This window comes from Kitasatospora sp. NPDC051984, assembly GCF_044593455.1.
Classification (GTDB): Bacteria; Actinomycetota; Actinomycetes; order Streptomycetales; family Streptomycetaceae; genus Kitasatospora.
The window spans coordinates 307,490-324,099 of record NZ_JBIUCB010000007.1; the positions used below are offsets into that span (position 1 = coordinate 307,490).

At 72.0% G+C, this 16,610-nt stretch carries 13 protein-coding genes and 2 riboswitches; of the genes, 6 read left to right on the top strand and 7 right to left on the bottom strand.

The annotated features are described in order from the left end of the window. Window positions 1–44: 44 nt before the first annotated feature. Window positions 45–1,193: a CapA family protein gene (locus ACIHEI_RS17255; protein WP_392946065.1), complete on the top strand. Its 1,149-nt coding sequence runs from the start codon at window positions 45–47 to the stop codon at window positions 1,191–1,193. Between the two features lie 22 nt (window positions 1,194–1,215). On the opposite strand, the gene ACIHEI_RS17260 is transcribed toward ACIHEI_RS17255, so the two are convergent. After that, a complete protein-coding gene (locus tag ACIHEI_RS17260; protein WP_396607192.1) occupies window positions 1,216–2,376 on the bottom strand; it encodes a transglycosylase family protein in 1,161 nt (386 codons plus the stop codon). Between the two features lie 3 nt (window positions 2,377–2,379). Next, a riboswitch (cyclic di-AMP (ydaO/yuaA leader) is annotated at window positions 2,380–2,546 on the bottom strand. Between the two features lie 414 nt (window positions 2,547–2,960). On the opposite strand from ACIHEI_RS17260, the gene ACIHEI_RS17265 reads away from it, so the two are divergent. Both ACIHEI_RS17265 and ACIHEI_RS17270 read left to right on the top strand, forming a co-directional pair. Beyond that, window positions 2,961–4,208, top strand: coding sequence for an MFS transporter (locus ACIHEI_RS17265; RefSeq protein ID WP_392946069.1), 1,248 nt, complete (start codon window positions 2,961–2,963; stop codon window positions 4,206–4,208). A 109-nt stretch (window positions 4,209–4,317) separates the two neighbouring features. Beyond that, window positions 4,318–5,739: an MFS transporter gene (locus ACIHEI_RS17270; protein ID WP_396607193.1), complete on the top strand. Its 1,422-nt coding sequence runs from the start codon at window positions 4,318–4,320 to the stop codon at window positions 5,737–5,739. Window positions 5,740–5,954: 215 nt separating this feature from the next. Here the strand turns inward: ACIHEI_RS17270 and ACIHEI_RS17275 are convergent, their stop codons facing one another. The 3 genes from ACIHEI_RS17275 to ACIHEI_RS17285 form a co-directional block, all read right to left on the bottom strand. Continuing rightward, window positions 5,955–6,662 (bottom strand): tyrosine-protein phosphatase, encoded by a 708-nt coding sequence (locus ACIHEI_RS17275; RefSeq protein ID WP_396607194.1) that lies wholly within the window; start codon window positions 6,660–6,662, stop codon window positions 5,955–5,957. A gap of 232 nt (window positions 6,663–6,894) precedes the next feature. Continuing rightward, entirely contained in the window at window positions 6,895–7,356 is a 462-nt protein-coding gene (locus ACIHEI_RS17280; RefSeq protein WP_392946075.1) for a hypothetical protein, read from the bottom strand. Between the two features lie 225 nt (window positions 7,357–7,581). Continuing rightward, window positions 7,582–9,030, bottom strand: coding sequence for a glycine hydroxymethyltransferase (locus tag ACIHEI_RS17285; RefSeq protein ID WP_396607195.1), 1,449 nt, complete (start codon window positions 9,028–9,030; stop codon window positions 7,582–7,584). 30 nt (window positions 9,031–9,060) lie between these two features. Further along, window positions 9,061–9,168: riboswitch (ZMP/ZTP riboswitch) on the bottom strand. Between the two features lie 143 nt (window positions 9,169–9,311). Here ACIHEI_RS17285 and ACIHEI_RS17290 point away from each other — a divergent pair. Next, window positions 9,312–9,515, top strand: coding sequence for a DUF664 domain-containing protein (locus tag ACIHEI_RS17290; protein ID WP_396607196.1), 204 nt, complete (start codon window positions 9,312–9,314; stop codon window positions 9,513–9,515). Between the two features lie 85 nt (window positions 9,516–9,600). After that, a complete protein-coding gene (locus ACIHEI_RS17295) occupies window positions 9,601–10,092 on the top strand; it encodes a hypothetical protein (RefSeq protein WP_396607197.1) in 492 nt (163 codons plus the stop codon). A gap of 100 nt (window positions 10,093–10,192) precedes the next feature. Here ACIHEI_RS17295 and ACIHEI_RS17300 read toward each other — a convergent pair whose 3' ends face one another. Both ACIHEI_RS17300 and ACIHEI_RS17305 read right to left on the bottom strand, forming a co-directional pair. Then, entirely contained in the window at window positions 10,193–11,473 is a 1,281-nt protein-coding gene (locus ACIHEI_RS17300; RefSeq protein ID WP_396607198.1) for a carbohydrate-binding protein, read from the bottom strand. Window positions 11,474–11,752: 279 nt separating this feature from the next. After that, on the bottom strand, window positions 11,753–12,559 hold the full coding sequence (locus tag ACIHEI_RS17305) for a TetR/AcrR family transcriptional regulator C-terminal domain-containing protein (protein WP_396607199.1): 807 nt from the start codon (window positions 12,557–12,559) through the stop codon (window positions 11,753–11,755). Between the two features lie 317 nt (window positions 12,560–12,876). Here ACIHEI_RS17305 and ACIHEI_RS17310 point away from each other — a divergent pair, with 317 nt between their 5' ends. Further along, window positions 12,877–14,400, top strand: a complete 1,524-nt coding sequence (locus ACIHEI_RS17310) for an MFS transporter (RefSeq protein ID WP_396607200.1) — start codon at window positions 12,877–12,879, stop codon at window positions 14,398–14,400. A 188-nt stretch (window positions 14,401–14,588) separates the two neighbouring features. Here ACIHEI_RS17310 and ACIHEI_RS17315 read toward each other — a convergent pair whose 3' ends face one another. Then, window positions 14,589–16,217 (bottom strand): cellulose binding domain-containing protein, encoded by a 1,629-nt coding sequence (locus ACIHEI_RS17315; protein WP_396607201.1) that lies wholly within the window; start codon window positions 16,215–16,217, stop codon window positions 14,589–14,591. Between the last annotated feature and the right edge of the window lie 393 nt (window positions 16,218–16,610).

The window sequence follows — 16,610 nt, forward strand, 5'->3', positions numbered from 1 at the left end:
GCGCGGATACAGTGCGACGCAGCGAACGATCCGGGGGAATCACCATGCGCCGCGCACCACTCACCACCGCTGCCGCCGTCCTGCTGCTCACCGCCGTCGCCGGATGCGGCGGATCGACGCCATCCGGAGGCGGTGGGACGACGGCCGCCGCCCCCGCCGGGGACTCCGCCGGAGGTGCAACGTCCGGCAGCCCGGGAACGACGGGTGCTCCGAGCACGGGTTCGGGCGACAACGCGCCGAGCGGCGCCGCCGGCAGCATCACCGTGGCCTTCGCGGGCGACGTCCACTTCGAGGGCCGGACCGGCTCCCGGCTGACCGCCCCCGCCGGCGAGACCGCGCTCGGGCCGATCGCCAAGACCCTGTCCGCCGCCGACCTGGCGGTGCTCAACCTGGAGACCGCGATCACCGGCCGCGGCAAGCCCGAGCCCAAGACCTACACGTTCCGCACCAGCCCCAAGGCGCTCACCGCGCTCAAGGACGCCGGGATAGACGTGCTCTCCCAGGCCAACAACCACGCCGTCGACTTCGGCGCCGACGGCCTCGCCGACACCCTCGCCGCCAAGGCCAACTCCCCGATTCCGCTGATCGGCATCGGCAAGGACACGGCCGAAGCCTTCGCGCCCCACATCGCCGACGTGCGCGGAACAAAGGTCGCCGTCCTGGCGGCGAGCCAGGTCGACGAAATCACCAACCAGAAGTGGCGGGCCGGCGAGCACAAGGCCGGCATCGCCTCCGCGTTCGACGAGAAGGCCCTGCTGCGCGCCGTCACCGAGGCCAAGGCGCAGGCGCCCGTGGTGCTGGTCTACCTGCACTGGGGCGAGGAAGGCGTGGCCTGCCCGACCGCCGCGCAGACCGCACTCGCCAAGAAGCTCGCCACGGCCGGCGCCACCGCCGTGGTCGGCACCCACGCCCACACCATGCTCGGTGCGGGCATGCTCGGGAACACCTACGTGGCGTACGGCTTCGGCAACTTCCTCTGGTACGGCACCTCGAACTACACCGCCTCCGACGAGACCGGCGTCACCACACTCACCATCAGCACCGACGGACGCGTCACCGGAGAAACCTTCACCCCCGCCCACATCGACGGCCGCGGCGTGCCCGTCCCGCAGACCGGCAGCGCGGCGAAGGCCGCCCAGCAGCGCCGCGACGGCCTGCGCGGCTGCACCGGACTGGCCGCCGTCCCGAAGTGACGGCGGCTCGACCGGGCGGCCGTCAGCCCAGGTTCAGCACCTGGCCCGGGTGGATCAGGTCCGGGTTCTCGCCCACCACCTGCTGGTTGCTCTGGTAGAGACCGCTCCAGCCGCCGTTCAGCTCGTGGCTGCGGGCGATCTTCGCCAGCGTGTCGCCCGGGCCGACGGTGTACGGCTGCGGGGACGGGGTCGCGGCGGACGGGGATTCGGCGGGCGCGGGTGCGCTGCCGGGCGTGGAGGTGCTCGGGGGCGGCGTGGTGGTGGCCGGGTCGGGGGTGGTGGGCTGCTGGGTGCCGCCGTTGCCGTGGCTGTCCTGGCCCTGGCCCTGGCCCTGGTCGTTGCCGTGGCCTGTGCTGTTGCCGTTCTCGGCGCCGTTCCCGTTCCCGTTGCCGTTCTGGTTGTCGGACGGTGTGGTCGGGTTCGGGCTCGGGTTGGTGCTCGGGTCGGTCGACGGCGTAGTCGGAGCGGTCGGCGTAGTCGGAGCGGTCGGGGTGGCCGGGCTCTCCGGGGTGGGGGCCGGGGACGGCGTGGCCGCAGGCGGCTGGGGGTGCGTCAGCTGTATGTAGCGCTCGTACAGGCTCTGGTGGCTGGTCCAGAACCAACCGCCGTTCTTCTCGTACCAGTACACGTGGTACACCGGGTCGTAGCCGGGCAGGCCGGAGAACACCGGAGTGGCGTTCTGCGGGGCGACGGTGCCGTCCGAGGCGGTGTTGACGGCGGCGATGCCGCGGGCGCCGCGCAGCGCACCCGATTCGTCCGCCGAGTCGTTGTTGTCCACCACGCCGGGGGCGCTGACCGTGCGCAGGCCCGCCGTGTCGGCGCAGGACACCCACGGCTGCGGGCCCTCGGTTGCCAGGATCCGTTCGGCGACCGCGATCTGCTGGCTGCGGGTGGCTCCGCTGGGCAGCTCGGCGTACCGGGTACCGCCGTAGTCGATCCAGCGCTGGGCGGTGATCTGGAGGCCGCCGTACAGGCCGTTGCCCGAGTCGGAACTCCAGTTGCCGCCGCTCTCGCAGTCGGCGACCCGGTCCCAGACCGTGCTGGGGGCGGCCTGCGCACCCGTCACGGCGAGCAGCGGCAGGGCGAGGCCGACGCCGGCGACGCCGGCTGCGGCGATCGCCCGCTCGGCGGCTTTCTCCGCCTGGCTCTGCCGACGGTGGCGCCCGGAACCCGTGAAGAGCATGCCAGATCCTCTCCGCACGCCTGCGAGGTGAGCTGTCGGGTTCGGACCGGAGGGAGGCCCGGCCGCCGTGTGCCGGCGGGAGCCGGTGCGGAGGCTTCACCCCTAGCCGTGGGGGCGGCGACGTACTTGGTTCCCCCGTCCCTGTCCAAGGGTTGTGGTGGTCGACCCGGCAACGCGGCGGACAGGGTTCGGCGTTGCCGCGTGCGGGGCCCGGCGGTGCGGGCCGGACCGAGCCTAATCACTCGAACGGAGCAATCACAAGCTCATCGCGGCCGTATTACGGCCGAGTTGCGCCGCCCGGGCGGTCGGGCGGTCGGGCGGTCGGGCGGTCGGGTGATCCGGCGGTCCGATGGTCGGGTGCGAAATTCTGGCCGATCGGTGGGATTGGGGGAGCGGGGGGAGGGAAGGCGGACGCTCCCGCTTGGGCGCTTGGAAGCTGAGCGGACATCAAATGCCGTGACATTAAAGCGAGTTGAGCGAGATCCGGGCATTGCAGGCGTTGCGGATAAATCGCGCGACAGCTGCTTCGGGAGCTTCCTACCATCGCGGTGATCGCTGTTCCCCGACCCGCTGTGGAGGTGCCCGTGGCTGTGCTGATTCCCGAAGTACTCCGGGTGGAGCGCCAGTTCGCCCGTCTGTTCGTCGGCCAGTCGCTGTCCGTCCTGGGCGACAGGGTGTCGTTCGTCGCGCTGCCGTTCGCCGTGCTGTCGATCGGCGGGTCGGCCGCCGATGTCGGCCTGGTGGCTTCGGCGGGCCTGCTGCCGGTGCTGGTGTTCATGCTGATCGGCGGCGTGTGGGCGGACCGGATGCCAAGACAGCGGATCATGCTGGCCTCCGATCTGGTGCGGTGCGTGGTCCAGGCGGCCGTCGCGGTGTTGCTGCTCACCGGGACGGCCCGGGTCGGGGTGCTGGCACTGCTGATGGTGGTGTTCGGGGTGGCGGACGCGTTCTTCCTGCCCGCCTCCACCGGGCTGATCCCGCTGCTGGTGTCCGGTGAACGGCTGGGCGAGGCCAATGCCTTGCGCGGGCTCGTCCACTCGGTGGGGTTGGTGATCGGCCCGGTGCTGGCCGGCGCGCTGGTCGCCCTTGCCGGGCCCGGCGGTGCCCTGATGGTGGATGCCGCGAGCTTCGCGGCCAGCGCCGCCGTGCTGGCGAGACTCGGTGCGGTGGGCGGGCGGGCCAGTGCGGAGCAGGCCGAGCGACTCGGGTTCCTGGCCGAACTCCGGGTCGGCTGGCGGCAGGTGCGAGAACGGGCCTGGGTGTGGTCGGGCATGCTCGCGATCGCGGTGTACCACGTGGTGGTGCTGCCCTCGGTGTTCGTGCTCGGCCCGGTCCTGGCGGATCGCGAGTGGGGCGGGGCCGGCGCCTGGGCCGTGGTGGTCACCGCCTTCGGCCTCGGCTCGATCGTCGGCGACGTCTGCGCCTACCGCCTGAAACCGGCCCGGCCGATGGCGGTGGCGGCCGTCGGGATGGCGATTGCCTCCTGCCAGGCGCTGATCATCGGATCCGGCGCTCCGGTCGCGGTGATCGCCCTGCTGGAGGCCTGCACCGGAGTCGGCGTCTCGCTCTGCTTCGTGCTGTGGGAGACCTCACTCCAGGTGCACATACCCGAGCAGGTGCTGTCGCGGGTCAGCTCCTACGACCACCTGATCTCGGTGGCGCTGATGCCACTCGGCCTGGTGCTCGCAGGCCCGCTCGCGGACGGGATCGGCGTGCACCGGACGCTGTTCGGCATGACCGCGCTGGGAGTGCCCGCCGCCCTCCTCCTGCTCGCGCTGCCGGCCGTCCGGAAGCTGCCCGCACGACCACAGGTGGACGCACCTATCCAGTAATCCATGAAAGAGTGGAATAGGCTCGTCGTGCACGCCGCTCGGTCAACGCCGGCGGAGCACCGCACCACGCACCACGTTCCACGCATCACGCACCACCCGGGAGCCGCCCATGTCCGTCGAGGCCCAGCGCCCGCTGCCACCCCGGGCAGCCGCGCCGACCACTGCTCCGCCCGGCACCCCGCCCGGCGGGCCGGGTGGCCGCCCGATCCGGCTCGGGCTGCGCGCCAACCTCGCGCAGTTCGGCCTGCTGGTGGCGGTCAACGCCCTGGTCGGCGGCATGCTCGGGCAGGAGCGGACGGTTCTGCCGCTGCTCGCCGACAAGGTCTTCCACCTGTCCGCCTACACGGGTGCGCTGACGTACATCCTGGCGTTCGGCGCGACCAAGGCGGTCACCAACTTCTTCGCCGGCACCCTCTCCGACCGGTACGGGCGCAGGCCGGTGCTGATCGCGGGCTGGCTGGTGGCCCTGCCGATACCGGCGATGCTGGCCTGGGGCCCGACCTGGGGTTGGATCGTCGCGGCGAACGTGCTGCTGGGCGTCAACCAGGGCCTCACCTGGTCCACCACGGTGATCATGAAGATCGACCTGGTCGGCCCGGCCCGGCGCGGCCTCGCGATGGGCCTGAACGAGGCGGCGGGCTACCTCGCGGTGGCCGTCACCGCGACCGGCACCGGCGCCATTGCCGCCCACTGGGGCCTGCGCCCACAGCCGTTCCTGCTCGGCGCGGCCTACGTTGCGCTCGGCCTGGGCCTGACGGTCGCCGCCGTCCGGGAGACGCGCGAGCACGCCCGGGCGGAGGCCGCCGCCCATGCGGTCACCACAAGCACGGCGCTGGAGGGAGCGGTCGCCGGGGCCTCGCCGGAGGGTACGGTCGCTGCCATGCCGGAGGATGCGGCCACTGCCCCCGCGAACGCCGGTGGTGACGACCAGGCGGCGCTCAGCACCGCCCGAATAGCGCGCACCACCAGCCTCGGAGACCGGGCGCTGTCCAGCGCCAGCTGGGCCGGCATGGTCAACAACCTCAACGACGCCCTCGCCTGGGGCATCTTCCCGCTGCTGTACGCCGCGCACGGTCTGGAGATCGGCCGGATCGGCATCCTGGCCGCGCTCTACCCGGCGGTCTGGGGCGCGGGGCAGATGCTCACCGGCTGGTGGTCCGACCGGATCGGCCGCAAGCACCTGATCACCGCGGGCATGCTGCTGCAGGCCGCCGCCCTCGGCCTGGTCGCGGTCGGGACGACCTTCCCGGTGTGGGCCGCCGCCCAGGCACTGCTGGGTGCGGGCACCGCCCTGGTCTACCCGACGCTGCTGGCCGTCATCGGCGACGTCGCCCACCCCGCATGGCGGGCGCGCGCCGTCGGCGTCTACCGGCTGTGGCGTGACGGCGGCTTCGCGGTCGGAGCGCTGGTGGCGGGCATCCTCGCCGACGCCTACGGCGTGACCACCGCGATCTGGGCGGTTGCCGCGCTGACCGCCGTGGCCGGCGTCACCGTGGCGGTGCGGATGTACGAGACGCACCCGCGCAACTGATCAGCCCGCGCAACTGATCAGCCGCCAGCGGTTGTCGCCGGCGGTGGCGAGGGGCGGCAACCCCGGGGGTCATGGTTTCGGGGTCGCAGTCAGAGGACGAGCGATGCGATGCCGTGCGGGTGTCGGGCAGTGCGGGGAACGGAGGAGGTCCAGGCGGAACAGGATGCTGCGGCGGGTGCGTCGCGGCGGGCCGGTGCGACGGTGCCGGGAAGGCCCTACGGGCAGGCCGTGGGGTGGAAATCGGCACGCAGGGAGGCGAGTTCGGAGGTTCGAGCGCCGTGGGCGCGCAGGTGCTCCTCGAGCGTGCCGTGGTGGGAACGGACGGAGATCAGGGCGCGGCGCAGGTGGACGGCCGCGACCGGGCGGCCGGCGTGGCCGGGGACGTCGGGGTCGTGGGCGGTGAGTCCCAGTGCCGCGTTGGAACGCAGGAAGTCGGAGAGGATCTCCGGCTCCCCGGCGCCCAGCAGCGACTGCACCAGCGCGACCACCACGCCGGTGCGGTCCTTGCCGGACGCGCAGTGCACCAGGACGGCCCGGCGCTCGGCGGCCAGCAAGGTCCGGACGAGCGCGACGGCCGGGCGTCCGGCGAGCTCGGCCATCAGCGGGTACAGCTCGGCCTGCTCCTCGGGCCAGCGCTGCTCGGCGAAGACGGGGACGTGCAGGTGCCGGATGCCGCTGTCGCCGAGCGCATCCGGGCGAGCGGTGACCTCCGGCGTGCTGCGCAGGTCGAGGACGGTGCGCACACCGAGGCCGAGCAGCGTCCGGGCGCCGTCGGGCGTCAACTGGTCCAGCGCACCGGAGCGGTAAAGGATGCCGTGGGGCAGTGCCCCGAGCCCGCCCGCGTCCCGGAAGTTGCGCACCCCGGGAAGGGCGGTCCCGTCCGCTTCCGCTGCCATCGGTTCGTCCGCGATCACGCCGGCCATCCTAGTGCCGCGTCAGGCAACCTTCGCCCCGTCGCGACGCGCCCCCAGCCCTTGGGGGCTGGGAGGTACCCCCAGGCACGCACTCTCGCCGCACCGGTCGAAAACCCAAGTACATCCAGTACGAGGGCTTCCGTCCGGCACGCCGATAGCACGCACCGGACGCCGCTCCTTGACGGGCAAAGGCTGCCTGACGCGGCACTGGGCGGCCCCGGGGCGCCGGCCCACGGCACTCCTAGGTGGGGACGACGGCCAGGACCACCGCGGTGTTCTCGCGGATGGCCGGGCCGTCCAGCTCGACCGCCACCCGGGCCGATTCGGTGCTGGTGACGGGCTTCAGCGGGACCGAGACCGCAGGAACCTTCGCGGTGTTGCCGCACAGGCCGGCGTAGTCCATGACGTCGCCGTGCGGGTAGGCGCTGTCGTCCAGGTGCGCCAGCTGATCGGCCGTCAGGCCATGTTGCTGCAAGTAGTCGGTCATTGCGGCGCGGGTGCTGCGAAGCGCCACCGCGACGTGCAGTCGGCCGCTCTCCGGATCGACCCGGGCGAGGTAGTGCAGGTCCGTCGCCCCGGCGGGCAGGTCGAGTTCGTAGGCGGCCAGCGCCTGGTCCAGCGACAGCACGGTGCCCTTGCAGGCGCGCCGGTCGCCGGCCGGCAGCCCTTCGGCGGTGAACAGGCGTACCACCCACAGACTCATCAGGGTAAAGACGGTCAGCAGTGTGAGGCCGATCGCCCATCGCACTGCGCGTTCCCCGGTCTCCGACACCTTCGCCCCCCGCCCCCTGCATGCCCACGCACGCGGTCCGCGCGACGCTAGCAGAGCCGCCGCGTCGCCGTCGGCCTTATCGGGCAACCGAATTGGCCGCGGGGCCGGCTTGCGGGCGTCGGGGACATGCAGGGATGCAGGGGGAGGGACGGTCGGTCAGCTGAGGGTGATGCCGGGGTAGAGGGGGTGCTCGGCCAGCAGGTCGACGGCGCGCTTGGCGACCGCGTCGCGGATGGCGGGGTCGAGGACGTACTGGGCCTTGGAGGAGCCGGCGGCGGAGGTCGCGGCCAGGACGGTGTGGATCAGGTCCGCCACCTCGTCCAGCTCCGCGGTGCCGAGGCCGCGGGTGGTGAGGGCGGGGGTGCCGAGGCGGATGCCGGAGGTGTACCAGGCGCCGTTCGGGTCCTGCGGAACGGAGTTGCGGTTGGTGACGATGCCCGAGTCCAGCAGCGCCGCCTCGGCCTGGCGGCCGGTCAGGCCGTAGGAGGAGACGTCCGCCAGCACCAGGTGGTTGTCGGTGCCGCCGGTCACCAGCCGGGCGCCGCGCTTCAGCAGGCCCTCGGCCAGTGCGTGCGCGTTGTCCACCACCTGGCGGGCGTACACCTGGAACTCGGGACGCCGGGCCTCCGCGAACGCGACGGCCTTCGCGGCCATCACGTGCGACAGCGGGCCGCCGAGCACCAGCGGGCAGCCCCGGTCGACGTGCTCGGCCAGCTCGGAGGTGCACAGCACCATGCCGCCGCGCGGGCCGCGCAGCGACTTGTGGGTGGTGGTGGTGACGATCTGCGCGTGTGCGATCGGGTCGAAGTCGCCGGTCAGCACCTTGCCCGCGACCAGGCCCGCGAAGTGCGCCATGTCGACCATCAGGGTCGCGCCGACCTCGTCCGCGATCTCCCGCATCTTCCGGAAGTTCACCAGCCGCGGGTAGGCCGAGTACCCGGCGACCAGGATCAGCGGCTTGAAGTCGAGGGCGATCCGCCGGACCTCGGCGTAGTCGACCAGCCCGGTCACGGGGTCCGTCCCGTAGCTGCGCTGGTCGAACATCTTGCCGGAGATGTTCGGCCGGAAGCCGTGCGTCAGGTGGCCGCCCGTGTCCAGCGACATGCCGAGCATCCGCTGGTTGCCCAGTTCGCGGCGGAGCTCCGCCCAGTCCTGCTCGCTCAGGTCGTTGACGTTGCGCACCCCGGCCCGCCGGAGCGCCGGGCTCTCCACCCGCTGCGAGAGCACCGCCCAGAACGCCACCAGGTTGGCGTCGATACCGGAGTGCGGCTGCACGTACGCGTGTTCCGCGCCGAACAGTTCCCGGGCGTGCTCGGCGGCCAGCGACTCCACGGTGTCGACGTTCCGGCAGCCCGCGTAGAACCGGCGGCCCGGGGTGCCCTCCGCGTACTTGTCGCTCAGCCAGTTGCCCATCGCCAGCAGCACGGCGGGCGAGGCGTAGTTCTCGCTGGCGATCAGCTTCAGCGAGGCGCGCTGGTCCTCGATCTCTCCGCCGATCGCCGCCGCGATCCGCGGCTCGACGGCGCGCACCACGTCCAGTGCGCTGCGGAAGGCGGTGTCGGCGGCGGGGCTGCCGAAGGTGTGCGGGGTCAGGGACTCGGCCAAGGCGGTCTCCTCGTTCGGAATGGCGACGATTCGGACGGCCCAGGCGCTCGGCTACAGCACGTCGGAACCCGCGGGTTCCGTGCGGAGCCGCTCCCCGATGGTGAAATCCATCCCAGCGCGCCAGTCACGGCTCACCGCGACTCTACCAACCACCCGCGCCCGGTCCGGACCAGCCCCGGCCAGGGCACATCCCCGCCCGGCGGCGGAAAACTCCCTGGTGCTGCCCGTGCGCCCGTGCTGCCCGCGCTGCCCGTGCGCCTGCGCGGGCGTTCGGCACGATCGTGCGCACGACCTCGACCGTTGAGGGCCACAAGGACGCCGACTTCGACCTGCTGGACCCGGCCCGTGCCGAGCCGGAGTACCGGCAGTTGCTGGAGGAGCAGTCGCTGGGGATGACGTTCCTGCACTTCACGACCGAGTACGTCCGTCACAACGGTCACGCGGACCTGCTGCGTGAGCACCTCGACGGGGTGGCCGGCGCCTGAGAGATGCCGAAGTGCCGTGCGGGGCAAGGGGGATGGGGCGGGCCCGATCGAACGGCGCGTCAGGTGACCGGATAACATACTGAGTATGGGACCTCTCGAACCGAATGTGCCCGAGCTGATCCTCGGCCTGATTCTCTTCTTCTTCCTGTTCGCGGTGCTCGGCAAGGTGGTGCTGCCGCGCATCGAACGGACGCTCGCCGAACGCCACGACAAGACCGACGGTGGTCTGGCCCGCGCCGAGGCCGCCCGCGCCGAGGCCGAACGCATACGTGACGAGTTCCAGTCGGAGCTGTCCGCCGCCCGGCACGAGGCCGCCGCGATCCGTCAGACCGCCGCCGAGGAGGGCGCGGCCCTGGTCGCCGCCCTGCGCGCCGAGGGCCTCCAGCAGCGCGAGCAGTTGGTGGCCGAGGCGCACGTGCAGCTTGCTGCCGACAAGGTGCTGGCCGAGGCCGAGCTGCGCGAGGACGTCATCAAGGTGGCGACCGAGCTGGCCTCCCGGGTGGTCGGCGAACCGCTGGCCGACCTGCCCTCAACCCGCGCCGTCGTGGAGGAGTACCGAAACCGCGCCACCGTCTGACGCGCCGTCACACCGACTGTCGACAGGCCCCGACGGGCTGTCCGCCCCCAGAAGTCCTGGGAGCGGGCGGCCCGTTCGGCGTTCCGGAAGGCGCAGGGGCTCAGGTGCACGGGCCGTCGTCGGCCCACACGCCCCACTGGCCGCCGGCGGTCGGGTTCTCGTTCAGGGTCCACCACTTGGCGTGGTAGTTGTGGCCGTTGTAGCTGGCCTTGTCGCCGCCCACGTAGGTGGTGGTCGGCTGCCAGACCGGGCTGCACGCGGTGGTGCCCGGCGAGGAGCTGGAACTGCCGCTGGGCGAGGGCGAGGACGAGCCGGTGGGCGGGGTCGCACCGGCGAACCGCACTGTGAACTTGGTGAAGTCCCAGTCGTTCTGCGCCACGCTGGAGCACGACCCGGACAGGCCCGGGTCCACCGTGCCGGGGCACTGCCGGTCCCGGTTGACCGACCAGTAGGTATAACGGGCCAGCCGGTGCGCGGTCGCGAAGTCCAGCACGGTCTGGAAGTCGGCCTGCCTGAAGTACTCGGCGGCGTCGGTGCGGCCGTTCATCATCGACACGCCCTCGTGGGCGTACGCGGTGGCCTCGTTCCAGCCGAAGGTGCTCTGCAGGATCTGATTGAACTTCACCAGCGCGTCGGTCTGCGCCGCGGCCCCGTTGAAGCCGCCGTCGAACGGCATGATCGAGTAGTTGTTCGGCGTGAAACCCTGCGACTTGGCCTCCAGCAGCATCTGGGTGCCGAACCAGCCGGTGCCGGCGTTGGTGCCGGCGGTGGTGACGGAGATGTAGATGCCCGGGTTGTTCTGCTGGAGGATCCGGGCCGCGCCGATCTCGTTGTGGATCGCGGCGGTGTTCTCGTACTCCGGCTCCTCCAGGTCGAAGTCGATCGCCTTGAGGTTGTACTTGGTGACCACCTTCTGGTAGGCGGCGGCGGTCGCCTCCGGAGTGCCGCAGGTCTGGCCGAGCTTGGTGCCGCCGTAACCGCCCACCGAGACCGAGACGTCGCCGCCCTTGGCGCGGATGGTCTGGATCACCGCAGGCATGGTGGTGTCCGAGTCGATCGAGGAGGTTCCGCCCCAGGACGGGCTGCAACTGCTGCCCTGGGCCAGGATGAACGCCAACTGGAAGGCCTTCTGGCCGGTGGCGTCCATCACCGCGGCGGCGTTCGGCGGGCTGTTGTCCTCCGGCATCAGATACGGCGCGGAGGCGTACCAGTTGGAACCGAGCCCGTCTGTGGTGGCGGCGTTCGCCGACCCGGACGCGGTGACGGCGGCCACCCCGCCGGCCAGCAGGGCGAATGCGGACAGCGCGACCGCGAGGGCGCGGCGCGGGCGGTGGCGCGCCGGGGCGACGGCAGGGGGGTGTGGGGGAAGTGCGCGTTCCATCGAGGACCTCTCCAGGAGGCGGCGAGGACGGCGGCCCGGGGGCGCGAAGTGGGGGCGCGCGGCCGGGTCAACGGCCGGGTACCGAGCCGAGGTTGACATGACTGCCCACTGGTATAGACCTGCGCCGGATGGTCGTCAACCCTTGCTGACGCCTGACGCCTGACGCCTGACGCCTGATGCCTGATGCCCGACGCCTGATGCCCGGTGCCCGACGCCTGACGCCCGGCGCCCGGCGCGCGCGACGTCTAATGCCGGGCGCCCGGAGGGTTCGGTGCCCCGTCAGCTTCCTGTGCCGTCCGCCCCGCCCGACGGGCCGTGCCAGGCGGGCCCGTCGGACGCCGGGCCGGGGCCGGGCTCTGCGGCGACGGCGGGGGCCGGTGCGTTCGCCGGGAGGTAGGACTCCACGCCGCGCAGGAACACCTCGATCTTGAACGCGTACCGCTGGTCGCCGTCGCCCGTCATCATGGTGCCCGCCAGGCGCTGAATGGTCGGGAAACGGTCGGTCGGCAGATCGTCCAGGTAGCCGCGCAGCTGGTCGAAGTAGGCGCCGAGGTCGGTTCCCCGGGCCATCCGGTCGGTGTACACCGAGGCCTCGTACGCGTCGGTGTCGATGATCTGGCCGAGCGCGTCCAGCGCCCAGGCCGCCACCTGCGGCGGCAGACCGACCTGGAGCAGCAGGTCGAGCAGGAACTCGGTGATCCGCAACTGGCTCTCACCCACCGGGATGCTGCCCAGCGACACCAGTGACACGTCCCGATGGGCCGTCAGCACCCGCTGCGCCTCGAAGCAGATCTCGGTGATCTGCTCCTTCCAGCGCTCGGGCTCCGGCCGGAGCGGCAGCCGGATCTCCGACACCACCCGCTCCAGCATCAGGTCGAACAGCTCCTCCTTGTTGGCCACGTGCGCGTACAGCGAGGCCGGGCCGGTGCCGAGCTCCTGGGCGATCCGGCGCATCGTCACCCCCGCCAGGCCCTCGGCGTCCAGCACCCGGACGGCGGTCTCGACGATCAGTGAGCGGCTGAGCGGCTGGCGCGGGTCGGCCTTGCGTGGCTTGTGCCACGGGATCGAGGGCATCTGCGCGGACATCGGGCCACCTGCTTTCGCTGAACGTCCAATGTCGATCATCGTACTCGGGACGAACGCCGTTCGACCGGTGGGCGAAGCACCCGGCTCGAGAGCCGATCGTGGGAGCCTCGGGAGCGGGTCAGGGGCAGGTCGGGGGCGGGTCCGGGGCAGGTCGGGGGCGGGTCAGGGGTGGGTCCGGGGCGCCCTCCGGGAGAAGTCGGGGTTAAATCGTTTGACGGGAACGCTGCTCGACTCGTAGAACAGTGTTCGTTAGAAGAAACACCGTTCACTGCGCGGCCCACCGTCCACCGCGCCCTGGCATTCAGCAGGAGTTAGCAATGACCGATGCGGTCGGACTTACCACCTTGGCGAAGCCGCCCGGCGCGGCCGAGCCCTACCGTTGGCGCTGGGTCGCGCTGTTCGTCATCCTCGCCGCCGAGGTGATGGACCTGCTCGACTCGCTGGTGACGAACATCGCCGCGCCCGCGATACGGCAGGACATCGGCGGCGGCGAGTCCACCATCCAGTGGCTCGGCGCGGCCTACACGCTGGCGATGGCGATCGGCCTGATCACCGGCGGCCGGCTCGGCGACATCTTCGGTCGTCGGCGGATGTTCATGCTCGGCGCGGCCGGGTTCACGCTCGGCTCGCTCGCCTGCGGCGTGGCCCAGGAGCCGTGGCAGCTGATCGCCGCCCGGATCGCCCAGGGGCTGCTCGGCGCCGTGATGCTCCCGCAGGGCCTCGGCATCATGAAGGAGATCTTCTCGCCGAGCGAGCAGGGCACGGCCTTCGGCCTGTTCGGTCCGGTGATGGGCCTGTCCACGGTCGGCGGCCCGATCCTGGCCGGCTGGCTGATCGACGCAGACTTCGCCGGCACCGGCTGGCGGATGATCTTCCTGATCAACATTCCGCTCGGCCTGTTCGCCCTCATAGGCGGCCGGGTGTTCCTTCCCGCCCAGGCGGAGGGGCGCACGGTCCGGCTCGACCTGGTCGGCGCGCTGCTCGCGGCGCTCGGCGCGGCCACCGTCATCTACCCGCTGGTGCAGGGCCGTGAGCACGACTGGCCGCTGTGGGCGTTCGCGCTGCTGGCGGTCGGCGTGGCGGTGTTCGGAGTGTTCGGCTGGTACGAGGCGCGACGCAAGGCCACCGGGGCGGACCCGCTGGTCGAGCCCAGCCTGTTCGCCAAGCGCGGCTTCAGCGGCGGCATGGTGCTCGGCCTGATCTTCTTCACCGCCATGACGGGCTTCTGGCTGACGTTCAGCCTCTACACCCAGCTGGGTCTGCACTACAGCCCACTGAAGTCCGGCCTGGCAGGGGTGCCCGCCTCGATCGGCATGGTGATCGCGTTCGTCACCTCGCAGGCGCTGCAGCGCTTCGGCCGCAAGGTGATGCACGCGGGCCTGCTGGTGATGGTGGCCGGCGTGCTCGGCCTGATGTACACGCTGCACAGCCAGGGCGCGGGTGTCACCCCGTGGCAGACCGTGCCGGCGCTGCTGGTGACGGGCCTCGGCATGGGCCTGGTGATGGCACCGTTCTTCGGCATGGTGCTCGCCTCGGTGGACACGCACGAGACCGGCTCGGCCTCGGGCACGCTGACGGCCGTTCAGCAGCTGGGCGGCGCGCTCGGCAGCGCCATCCTCGGCACGGTGTTCTTCGAGCGGCTGAAGACCGCAGGCTTCGCCAACGCCGAGCAGCTCACCCTCTGGTTCGAGATCGGCATGATGGCCGTGGTGTTCGCCGCCATCTTCCTGCTCCCCAAGCACGCCCGCCCCGAGGGTGCCGAGGGCGCGCACGGGGAGGGCGCTGAGGGTGCGGACGCACCGGCCGAACCCCGCAAGGAAGGGGAGCACCAGCCGGTGTGACGTCTCGTCAATGACGGTCCGGCCGATCGGCCGCCCCGGGCATCGAGCGCCAGGGGCGACCGACCGGCCGGTCACTCGGATCGGGTCCGCCGGCGGCCGACGGTCGATCGGGTCCGCCGTCCGCCGACGGTCAATCGGGTCCGCCGTCCGCCGGCGGCCGTCGATCATCGGCCCTCGGCCGTCAACGTTCAGCCGTTGTACGCGGCGAACATCTTCGAGAACTGGTAGGGGGTCTGCGGAATGTTGGTGCACTTGGGCAGCGAGCCGGTGCAGGCGTTGGCGTCCCGGGTCATCTCCCAGAAGGCCAGCTCCCCGAGGTGGTTCTGCTGGGCGAAGGTGAGCAGCTGCTGGGCGTCGGAGATACCGAACACCTCGGAGCTGGTGTCGTTCTGGCCGAGCATCGGGGTGACGCCGACCATGGCGTACGCCTGAGCGTCCGTCAGGTTGGTCCACACGGAGCGGATCTGCGCCTGGGTGGACTGGGCGGACTGGATCGCGTAGGCGCCCATCTTGCCGGCGGGGCTCGGGGCGGCCCAGTCGCCGAAGTCCATCGCCATGACGTTGACCAGGTCGACGGCCAGGCCGGCGTTCTTGGCGGACTGCAGGATGTAGACGCCGTCGGCGGTGAGTCCGCTGGGCAGCACCGGCAGGGTCAGGCTGACCTTCAGGTCGCGGCCCTTGGCGCGCTGCGCGGCCTGCACCTGGGCGAGGGCGGCGGAGCGGCGGTCGACGGAGGCGTGGTCGGTGACGGCGGTGCCCTCGATGTCGAAGTCGACCCGGTCCAGCGTGTAGACGTCCACCACCTTCTGGTACTGGGCGGCGAGCGAGGTCACGGTGGTACAGGACTGCGCCAGTTCGGTACCGTTCGCGCCGCCGAACGACGGGCGGACGTCGCCGCCGGCGGCCCGGATGGCGTCCATGTCGTCCTTGTCCCAGCCGGTGGCGGGGTCGTACGCGCCGAACCAGCTGGCGGTGCAGGGCTGGCTGCCGTTGATGATGAAGGCCAGCGAGAACTCCTTGAGTCCGCTGGCGGCGGAGAGCGCGGGGAGACTGGGCGTCGGGTAGGCGCCGAGGTCCACGTAGGGCGCGGCGGTGCCGGGCGTGGTGCCGGTGCCGGCGGTGGCGGTCACGACGGCGGAGGCGGCGGACTCGTTGCCGGCGGCGTCGAAGGCGCTGACGGTGAAGGTGTGGCTGCTGCCCTGGAGCAGTCCGCGGACGGTCGCGCTGGTGCCGGTGGCGATGGCGACGACGGTGCTGCCCTCGCGCAGGTGGTAGCCGGCCACGCCGACGTTGTCGGTGGCGGCGTTCCAACCGAGGGTGATGCTGCCGGGCCCGGTGCCGGTGCTGCGCAGGTTGCCGGGGACGGTCGGCGGGGTGCTGTCGGCGGGCGCACCGGCGCACGGCAGGTTGTTGATGGTGCAGTTGGCGGGCGCGGTCTGGGTGGCACCGCTGGTCACGCCGAAGCCGACGGCGGGGGCGCTGGCGCCGGGGGCGAGTGGCGAGGCCCAGGTCGGCGAGGTCACCGTGTAGTGGGTGCCGGTTGAGGTGCTGGTGGAGGTGAGGGTGCCGTTCCACAGGCTGGAGACGGTCTCGCCGGTCGGCAGGTCGAAGGAGAGCGACCAGGTGTTGACGGTCGTGTTGGTGTGGTTGGTGACGGTGTAGCTGGCCTGGAAGCCGTTCGACCAGCTCTGGGTCACGGCGTAGTCGGCGACCAGTCCGGAGACCCCGGCGGCGTTGGCCGTGCCGGCCGAGGTGGCGGCCAGCGGCGCGACGAGCAGGGCCGCGGTGGCGGCGAGAGACAGGGTGACGCGCCTCATGGGCGGGTTCTCCTCGACGGTGTGGGGGAGTGTGGTGGTGCCACGGGTGCATGGAGTGCACCGGCTGCGGGGCGGCGCGGTGCGGTGCGCGGTGCTGGGGGCGGACTCAAGGTGGTCCAGACCAATTGGGGCCGTCAAGGTGAAAACCTGAGGTTTTGCAGAGAGTTGACGGTTCGTCGAGGCGCGGGCGGGACGGGACGGGCAGGCTGCGTCGGAGCGGCGTCGAGCCGGCGTCGAGCCGGCGTCGGGGCAGCGCCGGGCTCCGGGGGGCGGCTCCGGGTAGGTTCTGGGGCGCTCCGGCAGGCCGTGGTGTGGGGAGGGTGCGGCAAAGGGAGAGCGATGGCTCCGGCGGGCCATGGTGACGGAGGGCGCGGCCCCGGAGCTGTGGGGGAT